General features: G+C 59.3%; 16 protein-coding genes. All 16 read left to right on the forward strand.

Annotation, left to right across the window (positions count from 1 at the left end; translation table 11 throughout):
- The first annotated feature begins 12 nt into the window (after positions 1 to 12).
- The 16 genes from fliH (at position 13) to flhA (ending at position 14,977) form a co-directional block, all read left to right on the forward strand.
- Entirely contained in the window at positions 13 to 831 is an 819-nt protein-coding gene (fliH, locus tag ALP40_RS15725) for a flagellar assembly protein FliH (RefSeq protein WP_122209150.1), read from the forward strand.
- A complete protein-coding gene (fliI, locus tag ALP40_RS15730) occupies positions 821 to 2,179 on the forward strand; it encodes a flagellar protein export ATPase FliI (protein WP_122209151.1) in 1,359 nt (452 codons plus the stop codon). Before fliH ends, fliI begins: the two co-directional genes overlap by 11 nt.
- 6 nt (positions 2,180 to 2,185) lie before the next feature.
- Positions 2,186 to 2,635 carry a flagellar export protein FliJ gene (fliJ, locus tag ALP40_RS15735; protein WP_122209152.1) on the forward strand — a complete coding sequence of 150 codons (450 nt, stop codon included), beginning with the start codon at positions 2,186 to 2,188 and terminating at the stop codon, positions 2,633 to 2,635.
- A 73-nt stretch (positions 2,636 to 2,708) separates the two neighbouring features.
- A complete protein-coding gene (locus ALP40_RS15740; RefSeq protein ID WP_122209153.1) occupies positions 2,709 to 3,011 on the forward strand; it encodes an STAS domain-containing protein in 303 nt (100 codons plus the stop codon).
- 3 nt (positions 3,012 to 3,014) lie between these two features.
- On the forward strand, positions 3,015 to 4,712 hold the full coding sequence (locus ALP40_RS15745) for a fused response regulator/phosphatase (RefSeq protein WP_122209154.1): 1,698 nt from the start codon (positions 3,015 to 3,017) through the stop codon (positions 4,710 to 4,712).
- 43 nt (positions 4,713 to 4,755) lie between these two features.
- Positions 4,756 to 5,112, forward strand: a complete 357-nt coding sequence (locus ALP40_RS15750) for an Hpt domain-containing protein (protein WP_122209155.1) — start codon at positions 4,756 to 4,758, stop codon at positions 5,110 to 5,112.
- Positions 5,113 to 5,204: 92 nt separating this feature from the next.
- Complete coding sequence (locus tag ALP40_RS15755) at positions 5,205 to 6,620, forward strand: flagellar hook-length control protein FliK (RefSeq protein WP_122209156.1); 1,416 nt, start codon at positions 5,205 to 5,207, stop codon at positions 6,618 to 6,620.
- 451 nt (positions 6,621 to 7,071) lie between these two features.
- Entirely contained in the window at positions 7,072 to 7,572 is a 501-nt protein-coding gene (fliL, locus tag ALP40_RS15760; protein ID WP_122209157.1) for a flagellar basal body-associated protein FliL, read from the forward strand.
- A 9-nt stretch (positions 7,573 to 7,581) separates the two neighbouring features.
- Entirely contained in the window at positions 7,582 to 8,550 is a 969-nt protein-coding gene (gene fliM / locus ALP40_RS15765; protein WP_122209158.1) for a flagellar motor switch protein FliM, read from the forward strand.
- Between the two features lie 62 nt (positions 8,551 to 8,612).
- Positions 8,613 to 9,074 carry a flagellar motor switch protein FliN gene (gene fliN / locus ALP40_RS15770; protein WP_122209159.1) on the forward strand — a complete coding sequence of 154 codons (462 nt, stop codon included), beginning with the start codon at positions 8,613 to 8,615 and terminating at the stop codon, positions 9,072 to 9,074.
- Positions 9,075 to 9,512 carry a flagellar biosynthetic protein FliO gene (gene fliO / locus ALP40_RS15775; protein ID WP_122209160.1) on the forward strand — a complete coding sequence of 146 codons (438 nt, stop codon included), beginning with the start codon at positions 9,075 to 9,077 and terminating at the stop codon, positions 9,510 to 9,512.
- A complete protein-coding gene (gene fliP / locus ALP40_RS15780) occupies positions 9,512 to 10,264 on the forward strand; it encodes a flagellar type III secretion system pore protein FliP (RefSeq protein ID WP_122209161.1) in 753 nt (250 codons plus the stop codon). The genes fliO and fliP overlap by 1 nt, the downstream gene beginning before the upstream one ends.
- A gap of 25 nt (positions 10,265 to 10,289) precedes the next feature.
- Complete coding sequence (gene fliQ, locus ALP40_RS15785) at positions 10,290 to 10,559, forward strand: flagellar biosynthesis protein FliQ (protein WP_004880775.1); 270 nt, start codon at positions 10,290 to 10,292, stop codon at positions 10,557 to 10,559.
- 6 nt (positions 10,560 to 10,565) lie between these two features.
- The gene (fliR, locus tag ALP40_RS15790) at positions 10,566 to 11,351 is read left to right on the forward strand and encodes a flagellar biosynthetic protein FliR (RefSeq protein WP_122209162.1); all 786 of its coding nucleotides are present in this window, start codon (positions 10,566 to 10,568) and stop codon (positions 11,349 to 11,351) included.
- Between the two features lies 1 nt (position 11,352).
- Complete coding sequence (flhB, locus tag ALP40_RS15795) at positions 11,353 to 12,489, forward strand: flagellar biosynthesis protein FlhB (RefSeq protein WP_122209163.1); 1,137 nt, start codon at positions 11,353 to 11,355, stop codon at positions 12,487 to 12,489.
- Positions 12,490 to 12,847: 358 nt separating this feature from the next.
- On the forward strand, positions 12,848 to 14,977 hold the full coding sequence (gene flhA / locus ALP40_RS15800) for a flagellar biosynthesis protein FlhA (RefSeq protein WP_122209301.1): 2,130 nt from the start codon (positions 12,848 to 12,850) through the stop codon (positions 14,975 to 14,977).
- Positions 14,978 to 14,987 lie beyond the last annotated feature (10 nt).

Here is a 14,987-nt window from a genome sequence, read left to right on the forward strand (position 1 = left end):
TTCAGCCGACTCATGTCCAGTTCCAATAAAGAATCGGCCAGCGACCTCATTCGCGCCAAGGATGTCGGCGGCGTTGATCTCTGGTCACTGCCCAGTTTCGACCCGCACGTGGAGCCTGAGCCGGAACCCGAGCCTGAACCGTTCGATGAACCGGCCGAGATGGAAGAAGTGCCGCTGGAGGAAGTCCAGCCGCTGACCCTGGAAGAGCTGGAAAGCATTCGTCAGGAAGCCTGGAACGAGGGTTTCGCCACGGGCGAAAAAGAGGGTTTTCACAGCACTCAGCTCAAGGTCCGACAAGAAGCGGAAGTGGCGTTGGCAGGCAAGATCGCCAGCCTGGAAACGCTCATGACCAGCCTGCTGTCACCGATTGCCGAGCAGGATACGCAGATCGAAAAGGCGGTCATTCACTTGGTCGAGCACATCGCTCGCCAAGTGATTCAGCGTGAGCTGACAACCGACTCTGCGCAAATCACTCACGTGTTGCGTGACGCCTTGAAGCTGTTGCCAATGGGTGCCAACAACCTGCGTATCTTCATCAATCCTCAGGACTTCGCATTGGTCAAAGCCATGCGAGAGCGTCATGAGGAGTCTTGGAAAATTCTCGAAGACGACACATTGCTTCCGGGCGGATGCCGCATCGAGACCGAGCACAGCCGTATCGACGCCAGCGTCGAAACGCGTATCGCCCTGGCGATCTCGAAAATGCATGACCAGTTGCATGAGCAAGTGACGCACCCTGCACCGGCCGATGTCAGCGTCGAGCTGGACGTGTCGCCTGCGGCCGCGTCAAAAACCGTCACCTCCAATATGGACAGCCTCGATGCGCCTTGAACGCACCAGTTTCGGCAAGCGCCTGGGTGCTTACGCAAGCGCTATCAGCCTGCCTGCCCAGCCGGTCGTGGAAGGGCGTCTGCTGCGCATGGTCGGGCTGACGCTGGAAGCCGAAGGCTTGCGCGCAGCAATGGGCAGTCGTTGCGTGGTGATCAACGACGACAGCCATCATCCGGTGGAAGTCGAAGCCGAGGTGATGGGCTTTTCTGGCGGCAAGGTGTTTCTGATGCCGGTCGGCAGCGTTGCGGGCATTGCGCCCGGCGCCCGTGTGGTGCCGCTGGCTGACGCCGGTCGCCTGCCGATGGGCATGAGCATGCTGGGGCGTGTGCTGGATGGCGCAGGCCGCCCGCTGGACGGACGGCCGCCGATCAAGGCTGAAGACTGGGTGCCGATGGACGGTCCGGCCATCAACCCGCTCAAGCGTGACCCTATCAGTCAGCCGCTGGACGTCGGCATTCGCTGCATCAACGGTTTATTGACGGTCGGTCGCGGTCAGCGTCTCGGGCTGTTTGCCGGTACGGGCGTGGGCAAGAGTGTGCTGCTCGGCATGATGACGCGTTTCACCGAGGCAGACATCATCGTGGTCGGCCTGATTGGTGAGCGGGGCCGTGAGGTGAAGGAATTCATCGAACACATTCTGGGTGAAGAAGGCCTCAAGCGTTCAGTGGTCGTCGCCTCTCCCGCAGACGATGCCCCTCTGATGCGCCTGCGTGCGGCCATGTATTGCACGCGTATCGCCGAATATTTTCGGGATCAGGGCAAGAACGTCCTGTTACTGATGGATTCCCTGACCCGTTTCGCCCAGGCTCAGCGGGAAATCGCTTTGGCCATCGGTGAGCCACCAGCGACCAAAGGCTATCCGCCTTCGGTGTTTGCCCGTTTGCCCAAGCTGGTAGAGCGTGCCGGTAACGCCGAAGCCGGTGGTGGCTCCATCACGGCGTTCTACACCGTTTTGTCCGAAGGCGATGACCAGCAGGATCCGATTGCCGACTCCGCGCGGGGTGTACTCGACGGGCACATCGTGCTTTCACGACGTCTGGCTGAAGAGGGGCATTACCCGGCCATCGACATCGAAGCCTCGATCAGCCGGGTCATGCCGTCTGTGGTGACGCCTGAGCACATGGCGCGGGCGCAACATTTCAAACAATTGTGGTCGCGCTATCAGCAAACCCGCGATTTGATCAGCGTGGGTGCTTATGTGGCCGGTGGTGATCGGGAAACCGACATGGCCATCGCCCTGCACCCGATGCTGGTGCGCTATCAGCGTCAAGGTCTGCGTGACAATGAAAGCATGCAAGCCAGTGGCGACGCGTTGGCGTCCGTGTTCGGACCGGCGCAGGGCGGCTGATAGCTCATGGCCCAGAGTCGAGCGGCGCGCCTGGCGCCAGTGGTGGAGATGGCGGAAGCGGCCGAGCGTTCGGCCGCTCAGCGTCTCGGGCATTTTCAGGGGCAGGTCAATCTGGCCAACAACAAGCTGCAGGAGCTGGATCAGTTTCGCCAGGACTATCAGCAGCAATGGTTGCAGCGCGGCAGCTCCGGCGTTTCCGGTCAATGGTTGCTGGGCTATCAGCGCTTCTTGAGTCAACTCGATGTGGCCGTCGCTCAACAGTACAAGAGCCTTGAGTGGCACAAGATCAACCTTGATAAGGCACGTGGTTCCTGGCAGGAAGCCTATGCGCGTGTCGAGGGGCTGCGCAAACTGGTCCAGCGCTACATGGATGAGGCTCGAAAGCTGGAAGACAAGCGTGAGCAGAAGTTGCTGGATGAGTTATCCCAGCGCTTGCCTCGCCACGAACAATTTTGATTTTTGACGAAGCATCCAGTCAGTCTGGTCTACGCTCACACTGTCTCGGCGATGAAACATTTCAGGAATTCCTATGACCGTCACGTCCGAACTTTCTCCCGATAGGCGACAACTGACCTTGTACATTGCCGGTCGCTTCGACTTTGCCACGCACCAGGCATTTAGGGGTGCCTACGAAGGGCAGTCCGGCGACTTGAGTTACATCGTGGACCTGCGCGATACCCACTACCTGGACAGCTCCGCACTCGGCATGTTGCTGCTGCTGCGCGATCACGCCGGGGGCGATAAAGCCAAGGTGCGACTGATCAACTGCTCGGCAGACGTCTTCAAGATTCTCGCCATCTCCAACTTTTCGAAGCTGTTTCAGTTGAGCTGATCGATGCAGCCTCCGTCGAAAGGCTTGTGCATCCTCATCGCCGATGACAGCGCCAGTGATCGGTTGCTGCTGTCCACTATCATCGCCCGCCAAGGGCACCGGGTACTCAGCGCGGCCAATGGTCTGGAAGCGGTCGCGATGTTCAGTGCCGAGCGTCCACACCTGGTGCTGATGGACGCGATGATGCCGCTCATGGACGGTTTCGAGGCCGCGCGCCGAATCAAGCTGATGGCGGGCGAATCACTGGTGCCGATCATCTTCCTGACCTCGCTGACCGAGGGTGAAGCACTGGCGCGGTGCCTGGATGCAGGCGGTGACGACTTTGTGTCCAAGCCTTACAACACTCAGGTGCTGGCCGCCAAGATCAATGCGATGAATCGCCTGCGGCTGTTGCAAGAAACCGTTCTGCAACAGCGGGACCTGATCAGCACTCACCACGAATACCTGCTGAATGAGCAACGAGTCGCCAAGGCCGTGTTCGATCAGGTCGCGCATTCCGGGTGCCTGGGGGCGGCGAATATCCGTTACTTGCAATCCCCTTACGCGCTGTTCAATGGGGACCTGATGCTGGCGGCCTACACCCCGGCCGGGCACATGCATGTGTTGCTCGGGGATTTCACCGGGCATGGTTTGCCGGCAGCAGTGGGCGCGATGCCGCTGGCCGAGGTGTTTTACGGCATGACGGCCAAGGGGTTCGGGCTGGTTGAAATCCTGCGAGAGATGAACGCCAAGCTCAAGCGCATCCTGCCGGTCGACATGTTCTGCTGCGCCACGCTGTTGTGCGTCAATCTCAAGCAGCAGCAGGTCGAAGTCTGGAACGGCGGGTTGCCGGACGGCTATCTGCTGCGGGCGGATGCAGGCGATCCCGTGACACTGGTGTCTCGACATCTGCCCTTGGGCGTGTTGAGCGTGGACGCTTTCGAGGTGCGTACCGACGTCTATCCGCTCGCCTTGGGGGATCGCATTTTCCTGCTGTCCGATGGTGTCCTCGACACCAGCGACAGTCGCGAGCAATTGTTCGGTGTGCAGCGGCTGCGGGATGTGCTGGCCGCCAACGATCAGCCAGCGTTGTTGATTCAGGAAATTCTTGAAGCGCTGAACGATTTCGGTGGCAAGGCGCGAGACGACGTCAGCCTGCTCGAAATCACGGTCATCGATGAGCCGCTCGACCCGTTGCCGGCCCTTACCTATTCCGACAGTGGCGCATCGAGCCCACTCGACTGGTCGGCCAGTTTCGAATTTCGCGCCTCGACACTCAAACGGTTCAATCCCGTGCCTTATGTATTGCAGTTGCTGCAGGAGGTGCACGGCCTGCGCAGTCAGGGTGGCGTGCTGCACGCGGTGATGGGCGAGTTGTACAGCAATGCTCTTGAGCACGGCGTACTGGGGCTGGATTCGACGCTCAAGCATGATGCGGCCGGGTTCGCTCATTACTATGAGCAGCGCGCCGAGCGCCTGGAAAAATTGCAGACCGGATTCATCCGATTAAGCCTGCACATTGAACCTGAAGGGCAGGGCGGACGTCTGACACTCAGTGTGGAAGACAGTGGCAATGGTTTCGATATTCAGCAGGTGGTTGACCATGCACCTGCAATCGACGGTCTGTACGGTCGGGGTATCCGGCTGGTGTGCGAATTGAGCCGACAGGCTCGATGGTCCGCGGATGGCAGGATCGCCTGCGTGGAATTTTCCTGGGAGTGAGTGGCATAATCGCGCCCAGAAGTCTTGATCAAGGAGTGAGCAAGTGTCGGTTCATCTGGATTACAGCGTGTTGAGTACCTTGCAGGAAGTGATGGAGGATGAATATCCGACATTGCTGGACATCTTTCTCAAGGACTCCGAGCAGCGTTTGTCGCAGCTGCGTCTGGCCCTTGAACCTCACGGGCTGGACCTGGAAACCTTGAGTCTGGCCGCGCACAGCTTCAAAGGCAGTAGCAGTAACATGGGGGCGTTGCGTCTTTCCGAGTTGTGTCACCAGCTTGAAGAGCGTGCCCGTCAACAGCAACTCTCGGGGCTTGAAGAGCTGATCGGCAAGATCGACAGTGAGTACGTCACCATCCGCCGACTGTTCGACGCCGAGCGCCAGTTTTTCATCAGTTGATTCCACTTTTATCGTCTATCAGGCTGCCGGTTCCAGGTTGGCCTGCATCTTGCTTTCTGCTTCGGTAACCAGCTGCTTTTGCGGAGACCGAAATGCCCCTCGCCACCAACCCCCTTCTTCAGGCCAATGCCGCCGCGACCACGCGGCTCGGCGTGACCAGTAATGCGGCCAAGCCTGCCGACATCAGCAAAGACGGGGCTTACAGCTTCTCCAACGTCTATGCCAAGCAGGCAAAAGATACCGTTGCAGCACGTGATGATGCGCCCGTAAAGTCGGCCCGTGATAAGGCCGCTCCTGACAAGGACAAAGTCGCAAGCGGCAAGGATCAGTCGTCTGCCAGTCAGGATGCCGCCGCCGAACCTGCGACCGTTGCCGATAGCGGCAATGGTTTGCCTGCAAAGCCGGTTGGGGGCAGTGAAGAGGACAACGCCGCCGCGCAGTCTGCTTTACCGACCGATGCGCCGGTCAGCGATGAGACCGTGACAGTCGTTGATCCGGCGCTGGATCCCGCTTTGCAAGCATTGGCCGCGCAGCTCCCCACAGCGCCCGTGTCTGCGCCAACGCCTGCTGTAGCGAAGTCTGTCAGTCCTGATTCCAAGGCCCCGGCCGCCATCGACGTGGCCGCTGCAGCGACAGCCGCGCCGTCGGTGCCCGCTGATAAAACCTTCAATCCAGAGGCCGATCCGTTGGAAGGCCTTGAGGCTGTGCAACTGGCGCTGGAAAATGCCAGCGCCAGAACGCAACTGGCCGCGCAGAATGCTCAAGCCGCCAGCAAGGCGACGCCGACTAACGCTGAAGCGGACCCGGCACTGAATATCGCCAATAACCTGTCGCTGCCGACGGAGCAGTCGCTGACCGAAGACGGCAGCACTGAAAGCAGTGACAAGTCTTTCAGCGGTCTGATCGGTGAAGGCCTCAAAGACGTGAAGAGCGCAGCGGGTGATACCCGTGTCGATAACTTTGCCGATCGTCTGGCGGCGTTGAGCCAGGCCGCTCAGCCCGCCAGAGTGGCGGCGACACCAACCGCAGCGCCATTGATGAATCAGCCGTTGGCGATGCATCAAAGTGGCTGGACCGAAGGGATCGTGGACCGTGTGATGTACCTGTCGAGCCAGAACCTGAAGTCGGCTGAAATCAAGCTGGAACCGGCCGAACTGGGTCGTCTGGACATCCGCGTCAATATGGCGCCGGATCAACAGACCCAAGTGACGTTCATGAGCGCTCATGTGAGCGTACGTGATGCGCTCGAAAGCCAGATGTCTCGCCTGCGTGACTCGTTCAACCAGCAGGGCCTGGGCCAGGTTGATGTGAACGTCTCGGATCAGTCGCAACAGCAAGCCCAGCAACAGGCGCAGGAACAGGCCAGCCGTGCGCAGCGTGGCGGCCGTGGCGTTGGCATGGGCTCTGGGGAGGGTTCTGATGACGCGTCGATCGCCGATGCCACCGTTCCCGTCAGCCAGCCCGCAGCCCGCGTGATCGGCACCAGCGAGATCGATTACTACGCCTGATGCGTAAGAGCGCTGCCTCTATTTCTCTGACGCAGCGGTGGACCAGATGCAACTCAAGGGGGGGCTGCTGCGCAGCCCATCGCAGCCGTCGTAACCTTCGAAAGCTCCCACGTCCTGCGGGCAGAAGCGAACCGTGGGAGCGGACTTGTCCGCGAACTGCCGGGACCCGGCAGCATGGCCTGCAAACGCGGTGTATCAGATGCACTCAGGGGCTGCTGTGCAGCCCATCGCAGCCGTCGTGACCTCCGAAAGCTCCCACGCCCTTCGGACAGAAGCAGTTTCAGCCTTGATTACAGGTGTCTGACGCGAATATCGCTGCGTCTCTGGTGCGAAAGCCCGCTGCTGGTAACTGTTTATGTCCAATCCTCGCACTTCGATACAACTCTGGCATAACACTTGCTCTTCCCCTGTCACGTATTGAAGACCCCTTGAATAGTGACGGATTATTGGCATGGCGAAGAGCGAAGAAGTTAAAGACCCCGCTTCCAAAGGCAAACTCAAGCTCATTATCGTAGCGGTTGTGGCATTGCTGCTCGCTGTGGGTCTTTCGGTGGGCGCAACCTGGTTCATCATGCACAAGAGTGAAAGCGCGCCCGACCCGGCAGTCGCAGCGGCCGCAGCCAATGCCAAGCCTGTGGCGGTTTTCGAGCCGCTGACGCCAGCCTTTGTGGTCAACTTCAACGCCAATGGCCGCCAGCGCTACATGCAGGTCAGCATCACGATGCTGTCGCGTAATGCTGCCGACATGGAGGCGTTGAAGGTTCACATGCCGGTGATTCGCAACAATCTGGTCATGCTGTTCGCGGCCATCCCTTTCGAATCGCTGGCCTCGCCGATTGGCCAGGAAATGCTGCGCCAGAAGGCGACCGCCAGCATTCAGGAAGTGGCGCAAAAAGAACTCGGCAAGACTGTGATCGAGCAGTTGCTGTTCACCAACTTTGTATTGCAGTAGGACCCTGACATGGCCGTGCAAGACCTGCTGTCCCAGGATGAGATCGACGCGCTGTTGCATGGCGTTGACGATGGTATGGTCCCGACCGAAAGCCCCGGAGAGCCTGGCAGCGTCAAAAGTTACGACCTGACCAGTCAGGACCGGATCGTCCGGGGGCGCATGCCGACCCTGGAAATGATCAACGAGCGATTTGCCCGTTACACCCGCATCAGCATGTTCAACCTGCTGCGCCGCTCAGCCGACGTAGCGGTGGGTGGTGTGCAGGTCATGAAGTTCGGTGAGTACGTGCATTCGCTGTACGTACCCACCAGCCTCAACCTGGCCAAGATCAAACCGTTACGCGGTACGGCGTTGTTCATCCTTGACGCCAAGCTGGTGTTCAAACTGGTGGACAACTTCTTTGGCGGCGACGGTCGTCACGCCAAGATCGAAGGGCGCGAGTTCACGCCGACCGAGTTACGTGTGGTGCGGATGGTGCTGGATCAGGCATTCATCGACCTGAAGGAAGCCTGGCAGGCGATCATGGAAGTGAACTTCGAGTACATCAACTCGGAAGTGAACCCGGCGATGGCCAACATCGTCGGCCCAAGCGAGGCCGTGGTCATCTCCACCTTCCATATCGAACTCGACGGTGGTGGCGGCGATCTGCACGTGACCATGCCGTATTCGATGATCGAACCGATTCGGGAAATGCTCGATGCCGGTTTCCAGTCGGACCTGGACGATCAGGACGAGCGCTGGGTCAACGCACTCAAGGAAGACGTGCTGGACGTCAACGTGCCGCTCAGTACCACGATCGCCCAGCGTCAACTGCCGCTGCGCGACATCCTGCACATGCGGCCTGGTGATGTGATTCCGATCGAACTGGCAGAGTCGCTGGTCCTGCGGGCCAATGGCGTGCCTTCGTTCAAGGTCAAGCTCGGCTCGCACAAAGGCAAGATGGCCTTGCAAGTAATCGAACCCATAGCGCGGCGTTGACCTGTCGGGTCGACGTCGGAACATTGTTGCGTAATTGAATCACTGCTTGCAGAGGACTACCGATGGCTGATGAAAACGATATGACGTCTGCTGAAGATCAGGCGCTGGCCGATGAATGGGCGGCTGCACTGGGCGAGGCGGGCGAAGGTGGTCAGGACGATATCGACGCACTGCTGGCTGCGGATGCGGGTAATGCCACCAATCGCATGACGATGGAAGAATTCGGCAGCGTGCCGAAAAACAGTGGACCGGTCTCGCTCGACGGCCCGAACCTGGACGTGATTCTGGATATTCCAGTGTCGATCTCTATGGAAGTGGGCAGCACCGACATCAACATCCGTAACCTGCTGCAGCTCAACCAGGGTTCGGTCATCGAACTGGATCGTCTGGCAGGCGAGCCGCTGGACGTACTGGTCAACGGTACGCTCATCGCTCACGGCGAAGTGGTCGTGGTCAACGAGAAGTTCGGCATTCGTCTGACCGACGTGATCAGCCCGAGTGAACGCATCAAGAAGCTGCGCTAAGTGAAGCGGTTTCTGAGTGTTTTGCTGATGCTGCCTTCATTGGCATTGGGCGCCGAGCCGGTTGCGCAGGCTGCGCCGGCAGTGGCCAATACCGTGTCGGGTGGCATGGGTGGGCAGGTGCTGCAGCTGTTGCTGGGGCTGTTGCTGGTGGTCGGCCTGATTTTCGTGCTGGCCTGGGTCATGCGACGGGTCCAGCGTGTCGGGCCCAACAGCAGCCAGGTCATCGAACTGGTCAGTACGCGGGCCATCGGTCCGCGTGATCGTCTGGTGCTGGTTCAGGTCGGCAACGAGCAGATCCTGCTGGGCATCACGCCAGGCACCATCACGACCCTGCATGTACTCAAGGAGCCTGTGCAGGTGCCGGTCCGTGAGCAAACGACGCCCGAGTTCGCTCAGCGTCTGATGGAATTGATGGGCAAGGATAAGGACAAGAAGTAATGGGCGCCTTGCGTTTCCTGATACTGCTGCTGTTGGTGATGGTTGCACCGGTCGCGCTGGCGGCCGATCCGCTGTCGATCCCGGCGATCACCCTGTCCAACGGGGCCGACGGTCAGCAGGAATATTCGGTCAGTCTGCAGATCCTGCTGATCATGACGGCGCTGAGCTTCATTCCGGCGTTCGTCATGTTGATGACCAGTTTCACGCGGATCATCATCGTGTTCTCGATCTTGCGTCAGGCCCTGGGCCTGCAGCAGACACCGTCGAACCAGATCCTGACCGGCATGGCGCTGTTTCTGACCATGTTCATCATGGCGCCCGTGTTCGACCGGGTAAATCAGGACGCCTTGCAGCCTTATCTCGCCGAACAGCTCTCGGCACAGGATGCCGTCGCCAAGGCACAGGTGCCGATCAAGGACTTCATGCTCGCACAAACCCGTACCAGCGATCTTGAGCTGTTCATGCGCCTGTCAAAGCGTACCGACATTCCGACGCCGGATGCTGCGCCGCTGAACATTCTGGTGCCTGCGTTCGTGATTTCCGAACTCAAGACGGCCTTCCAGATCGGTTTCATGATCTTCATTCCGTTCCTGATCATCGACCTGGTGGTGGCCAGTGTGCTGATGGCGATGGGCATGATGATGCTGTCCCCGCTGATCATTTCCCTGCCGTTCAAAATCATGCTGTTTGTGCTGGTGGATGGCTGGGCGCTGATCGTCGGCACGCTGGCGGGCAGTTTTGGTGGCGTATGAGTCGTTTTGCTGAGGAGTCTGCCCGATGACGCCGGAAGTAGCCGTCGATCTGTTCCGTGAGGCATTGTGGTTGACCACCATGCTGGTCGCGATTCTTGTGGTGCCGAGCCTGATCTGCGGTCTGCTGGTGGCGATGTTTCAAGCCGCGACGCAGATCAACGAGCAGACACTCAGCTTTCTGCCGCGTCTGATCGTCATGCTGATCACCCTGATCGCGATCGGTCCCTGGCTGTTGAAAGTGTTCATGGAATACATGCTGTCGCTGTACACCAGCATTCCGACCGTGATCGGCTGACACTGCATGCAGCCGATGCTCGAACTGACCGACACCCAGATCAGTACCTGGGTCGCCAGCTTCATGCTGCCGTTGTTCCGCATCATTGCCGTGCTGATGACCATGCCCATCATTGGCACGACGCTGGTTCCCCGGCGTGTGCGCCTGTATTTTGCCGTGGCCATGACGGTGGTGGTCGCCCCGGTACTGCCCGCCATGCCTGCGGTGCAGGCGCTGGACCTGAGTGCGCTGTTGCTGATTGGTGAGCAGATCATCATCGGTGCGGGGATGGGGCTTTCGCTGCAGCTGTTTTTTCATATTTTCGTGGTGGCGGGGCAGATCATCTCGACCCAGATGGGCATGGGCTTCGCGTCGATGGTCGACCCCACCAACGGCGTATCGTCGGCGACCATCGGGCAGTTTTTCACCATGCTGGTGACGCTGTTGTTTCTGGCCATGAACGGTCATCTGGTGGTGCTGGAAATCCTCGTCGAAAGCTTTACCACCATGCCGGTGGGTGGGGGGCTGCTGGTCAACAACTTCTGGGGACTGGCGAACGGCCTGGGCTGGGTCATGAGTTCCGGGCTTCGGCTGGTGCTGCCAGCCATTACCGCGCTGCTGGTCATCAACATTGCGTTCGGTGTGATGACCCGTGCAGCACCACAGCTCAATATCTTCTCCATCGGTTTTCCGCTCACGCTGGTGCTGGGCATGGTCATTCTGTGGATGACCCTCGGCGACATTCTCAACCAGTATCAACCCATCGCCGCCGAAGCCTTGCAGGCGTTGCGGGACATGGTGAGGGCGCGTTGAGATGGCAGAAAACGAGAATGGTCAGGACAAAACGGAAGAACCCACGGAGAAAAAGGTCCGTGACTCCCGTGCCGAAGGACAGATTGCCCGCTCCAAAGAGCTGACCACGCTGGTGGTGATGCTGATGGGGTCAGGCGGTGCGTTGATTTTTGGCGGCGACATTGCGCAGATGATGTTTGAGCTGATGCGCGACAATTTCACCATCACCCGCGAAACCTTGATGGATCAGGATTACATGGGCAAGGCATTGCTCAGTTCAGGTCTGCACGCCTTGGTGGTGGTGCTGCCGTTTCTGATCGCCATGCTCATTGCCGCGCTGGTCGGGCCGATCATGCTCGGTGGCTGGCTGTTCGCGACCAAATCGCTGGTTCCCAAGTTCAGCCGCATGAACCCGGCGGCAGGCCTCAAGCGCATGTTTTCCCCGCATGCGCTGGTGGAATTGCTCAAGTCGTTCGCCAAATTTCTGATCATCCTGGCGGTAGCGCTGGTGGTGCTGGGCAAGGAGCGCAACGATCTGGTGGCCATCGCGCACGAGCCGCTTGAGCAGGCCATCATCCACAGCCTTCAGGTGGTGGGTTGGAGCAGCTTCTGGATGGCCTGCGGCCTGATGTTCATTGCCGCCGCGGACGTACCGTTCGTGCTGTGGGAGGCGCACAAAAAACTGCTGATGACCAAGCAGGAAGTGCGTGACGAACACAAGAACAGCGAAGGCAGCCCGGAGGTCAAGCAGCGCATCCGTCAATTGCAGCGCGAGATGTCCCAGCGCCGGATGATGGCTTCGATTCCCGAAGCGGACGTGATCATCACCAACCCGACTCACTTTGCCGTGGCGCTCAAATACGACCCGGAGCAGGGCGGTGCGCCGATGCTGCTGGCCAAGGGGACGGATCTGGTGGCGCTGAAGATTCGCGAGATCGCCGCGCACAATCAGATTTTGATTCTGGAGTCGCCCGGTCTGGCGCGCTCCATCTACTACAGCACTGAGCTTGATCAGGAGATTCCTGCAGGTCTTTATCTGGCCGTGGCTCAGGTGCTGGCCTACGTCTACCAGATCCGCCAGTACCATGCAGGGCAGGGCAAGCGTCCCGATCCGCTGGGTGACGTGCCTATCCCGCCGGACCTGCAGCGCGATGCCTGACAATGTGGCTCGCCTGACCCCGCGCGTCGGTCGGTCCTTTCGCCGGTAAGCCGCCTCCCACGGTCCGGTGATTGCCGGAATGGCGGCGCCTTTCACAAGCAAAACGTAACCTGTTGAACGAGCGTGATTCGTGGGAGTTGGCTTGCCGGCGATGGTGTCCGTTCAGTCGCTGACAGCGCGACTGAACGAGCAGGCCGTCAGCCATTCGCCTTCCGCTTCTTTCCCCTTCATTGCTGTTTTCTGCCGTTTCACACCCGCATTCACTGGCTTTTGAAAAGTTGGACAGCTTTTTGCAATAGGTCAGTACAAGGACGCTTTCGGCGTCAAAGTTTTGATCCAGTGCGCAGGTAAAGAATCGGTGGAACGCTCTCAGATACTCAGTAGCGCACGCAGCAACATTGCAGGCCTCGGCCGTGGCCAGTTGGGCGTACCGCTGTTGTTGCTGATCATGCTGGCAATGATGATGTTGCCCATTCCACCTTTCCTCCTGGACGTGTTGTTCACGTTCAACATTGCGCTGTCGATTGTCGTGCTGCTGGTCTGCGTCTACGCATTGCGTCCACTGGACTTCTCGGTGTTCCCGACCATCCTGCTGGTCGCCACGCTGCTGCGCCTGGCGCTGAACGTCGCATCGACCCGAGTGGTGATGCTGCACGGTCAGGATGGACATGCCGCCGCCGGTAAGGTGATCCAGGCCTTCGGTGAGGTGGTGATCGGCGGTAACTACGTGGTCGGTATCGTGGTGTTCGCGATTTTGATGATCATCAACTTCGTGGTGATCACCAAGGGTGCCGGGCGTATCTCTGAAGTGAGCGCACGTTTTACCCTCGATGCGATGCCGGGCAAGCAGATGGCGATCGACGCCGACCTCAACGCTGGTCTTATCGATCAGCCTGAAGCCAAGCGTCGTCGTGCGGAAGTTGCCGGGGAGGCCGAGTTCTACGGCTCTATGGACGGCGCGAGCAAATTCGTACGCGGCGATGCAATTGCCGGTCTGCTCATTCTGTTCATCAACCTCATCGGCGGCATGCTGGTGGGTATCTTTCAGCACAACATGAGCTTCGCCGACGCAGGTCGCGTCTACACCTTGCTGACCATCGGTGACGGTTTGGTGGCGCAATTGCCATCACTGCTGCTGTCCACCGCTGCTGCGATCATGGTGACCCGCGCTTCCGGTTCGGAAGAGATGGGCAAGCTGATCAATCGTCAGATGTTCTCTTCCTACAAGGCGCTGGGTGTATCGGCCGGCATCATGATCGTTATGGGCCTGGTGCCAGGCATGCCACACTTTGCCTTCATCGGCTTGGGTCTGGTGGCGGCTGGTGGCGCTTACCTGCTGTGGAAGAAGGAGAATCAGGTCAAGGTCGAAGCGCTGGCCGAGGTTCAACGCCAACAGGATCTTCTGCCATCGCCGACCCGTGTTCAGGATTCCAAGGAGTTGGGCTGGGATGACGTCACGCCCATCGACATCATCGGTCTGGAAGTGGGCTATCGCCTGATTCCTCTGGTGGACCGCAACCAGGGTGGTCAACTGCTGGCCCGTATCAAGGGCGTGCGCAAGAAGCTGTCTCAGGAGCTGGGTTTCCTGATGCCGACCGTGCACATCCGCGACAACCTGGACCTGGCGCCCAGCGCCTACCGTCTGACGCTGATGGGCGTAATTCTGGCCGAGGCCGAGATTTACCCTGATCGCGAACTGGCTATCAACCCCGGTCAGGTGTTCGGAACGCTGAACGGCATCACCGCCAGAGATCCGGCATTCGGCCTGGAAGCGGTGTGGATCGAAATCAGCCAGCGCAGCCAGGCACAGTCCTTGGGCTACACGGTGGTGGACGCCAGCACGGTCGTGGCAACTCACCTCAACCAGATTCTGTACAAGCATTCCCATGAACTGATTGGCCACGAAGAGGTCCAGCAATTAATGCAATTACTGGCCAAAAGCTCGCCCAAGCTGGCTGAAGAGCTGGTGCCAGGTGTGCTTTCGCTGTCGTCGCTGCTCAACGTCCTGCAGGCACTGTTGGCCGAGCATGTACCGGTACGCGATATCCGCAGCATTGCAGAAGCGATCGCCAACAACGCCGGGAAGAGTCAAGATACCGCCGCGCTGGTGGCGGCAGTCCGCGTCGGCTTGAGCCGTGCAATCGTGCAAAGCATTGTAGGCGTTGAGCCGGAGCTGCCTGTTATCACTCTGGAGCCAAGGTTGGAACAGATATTGCTCAATAGTTTGCAGAAGGCTGGTCAGGGTCAGGAAGAAGGCGTTCTGCTTGAACCGAGCATGGCTGAAAAGCTCCAGCGTTCGTTGATCGAGGCGGCCCAGCGTCAGGAAATGCAAGGGTTGCCGGTAATTCTTCTGGTAGCGGGTCCGATCCGGGCCATGCTGTCACGATTTGGACGATTGGCTGTACCGAGCATGCATGTTCTGGCGTATCAGGAAATTCCTGACAACAAGCAAGTAACCATCGTAGCGACTGTCGGGCCCAACGGCTGAGGTAGTGAGT

This window comes from Pseudomonas viridiflava (assembly GCF_003702045.1).
In the GTDB taxonomy this organism is placed as follows: domain Bacteria; phylum Pseudomonadota; class Gammaproteobacteria; order Pseudomonadales; family Pseudomonadaceae; genus Aquipseudomonas; species Aquipseudomonas viridiflava_C.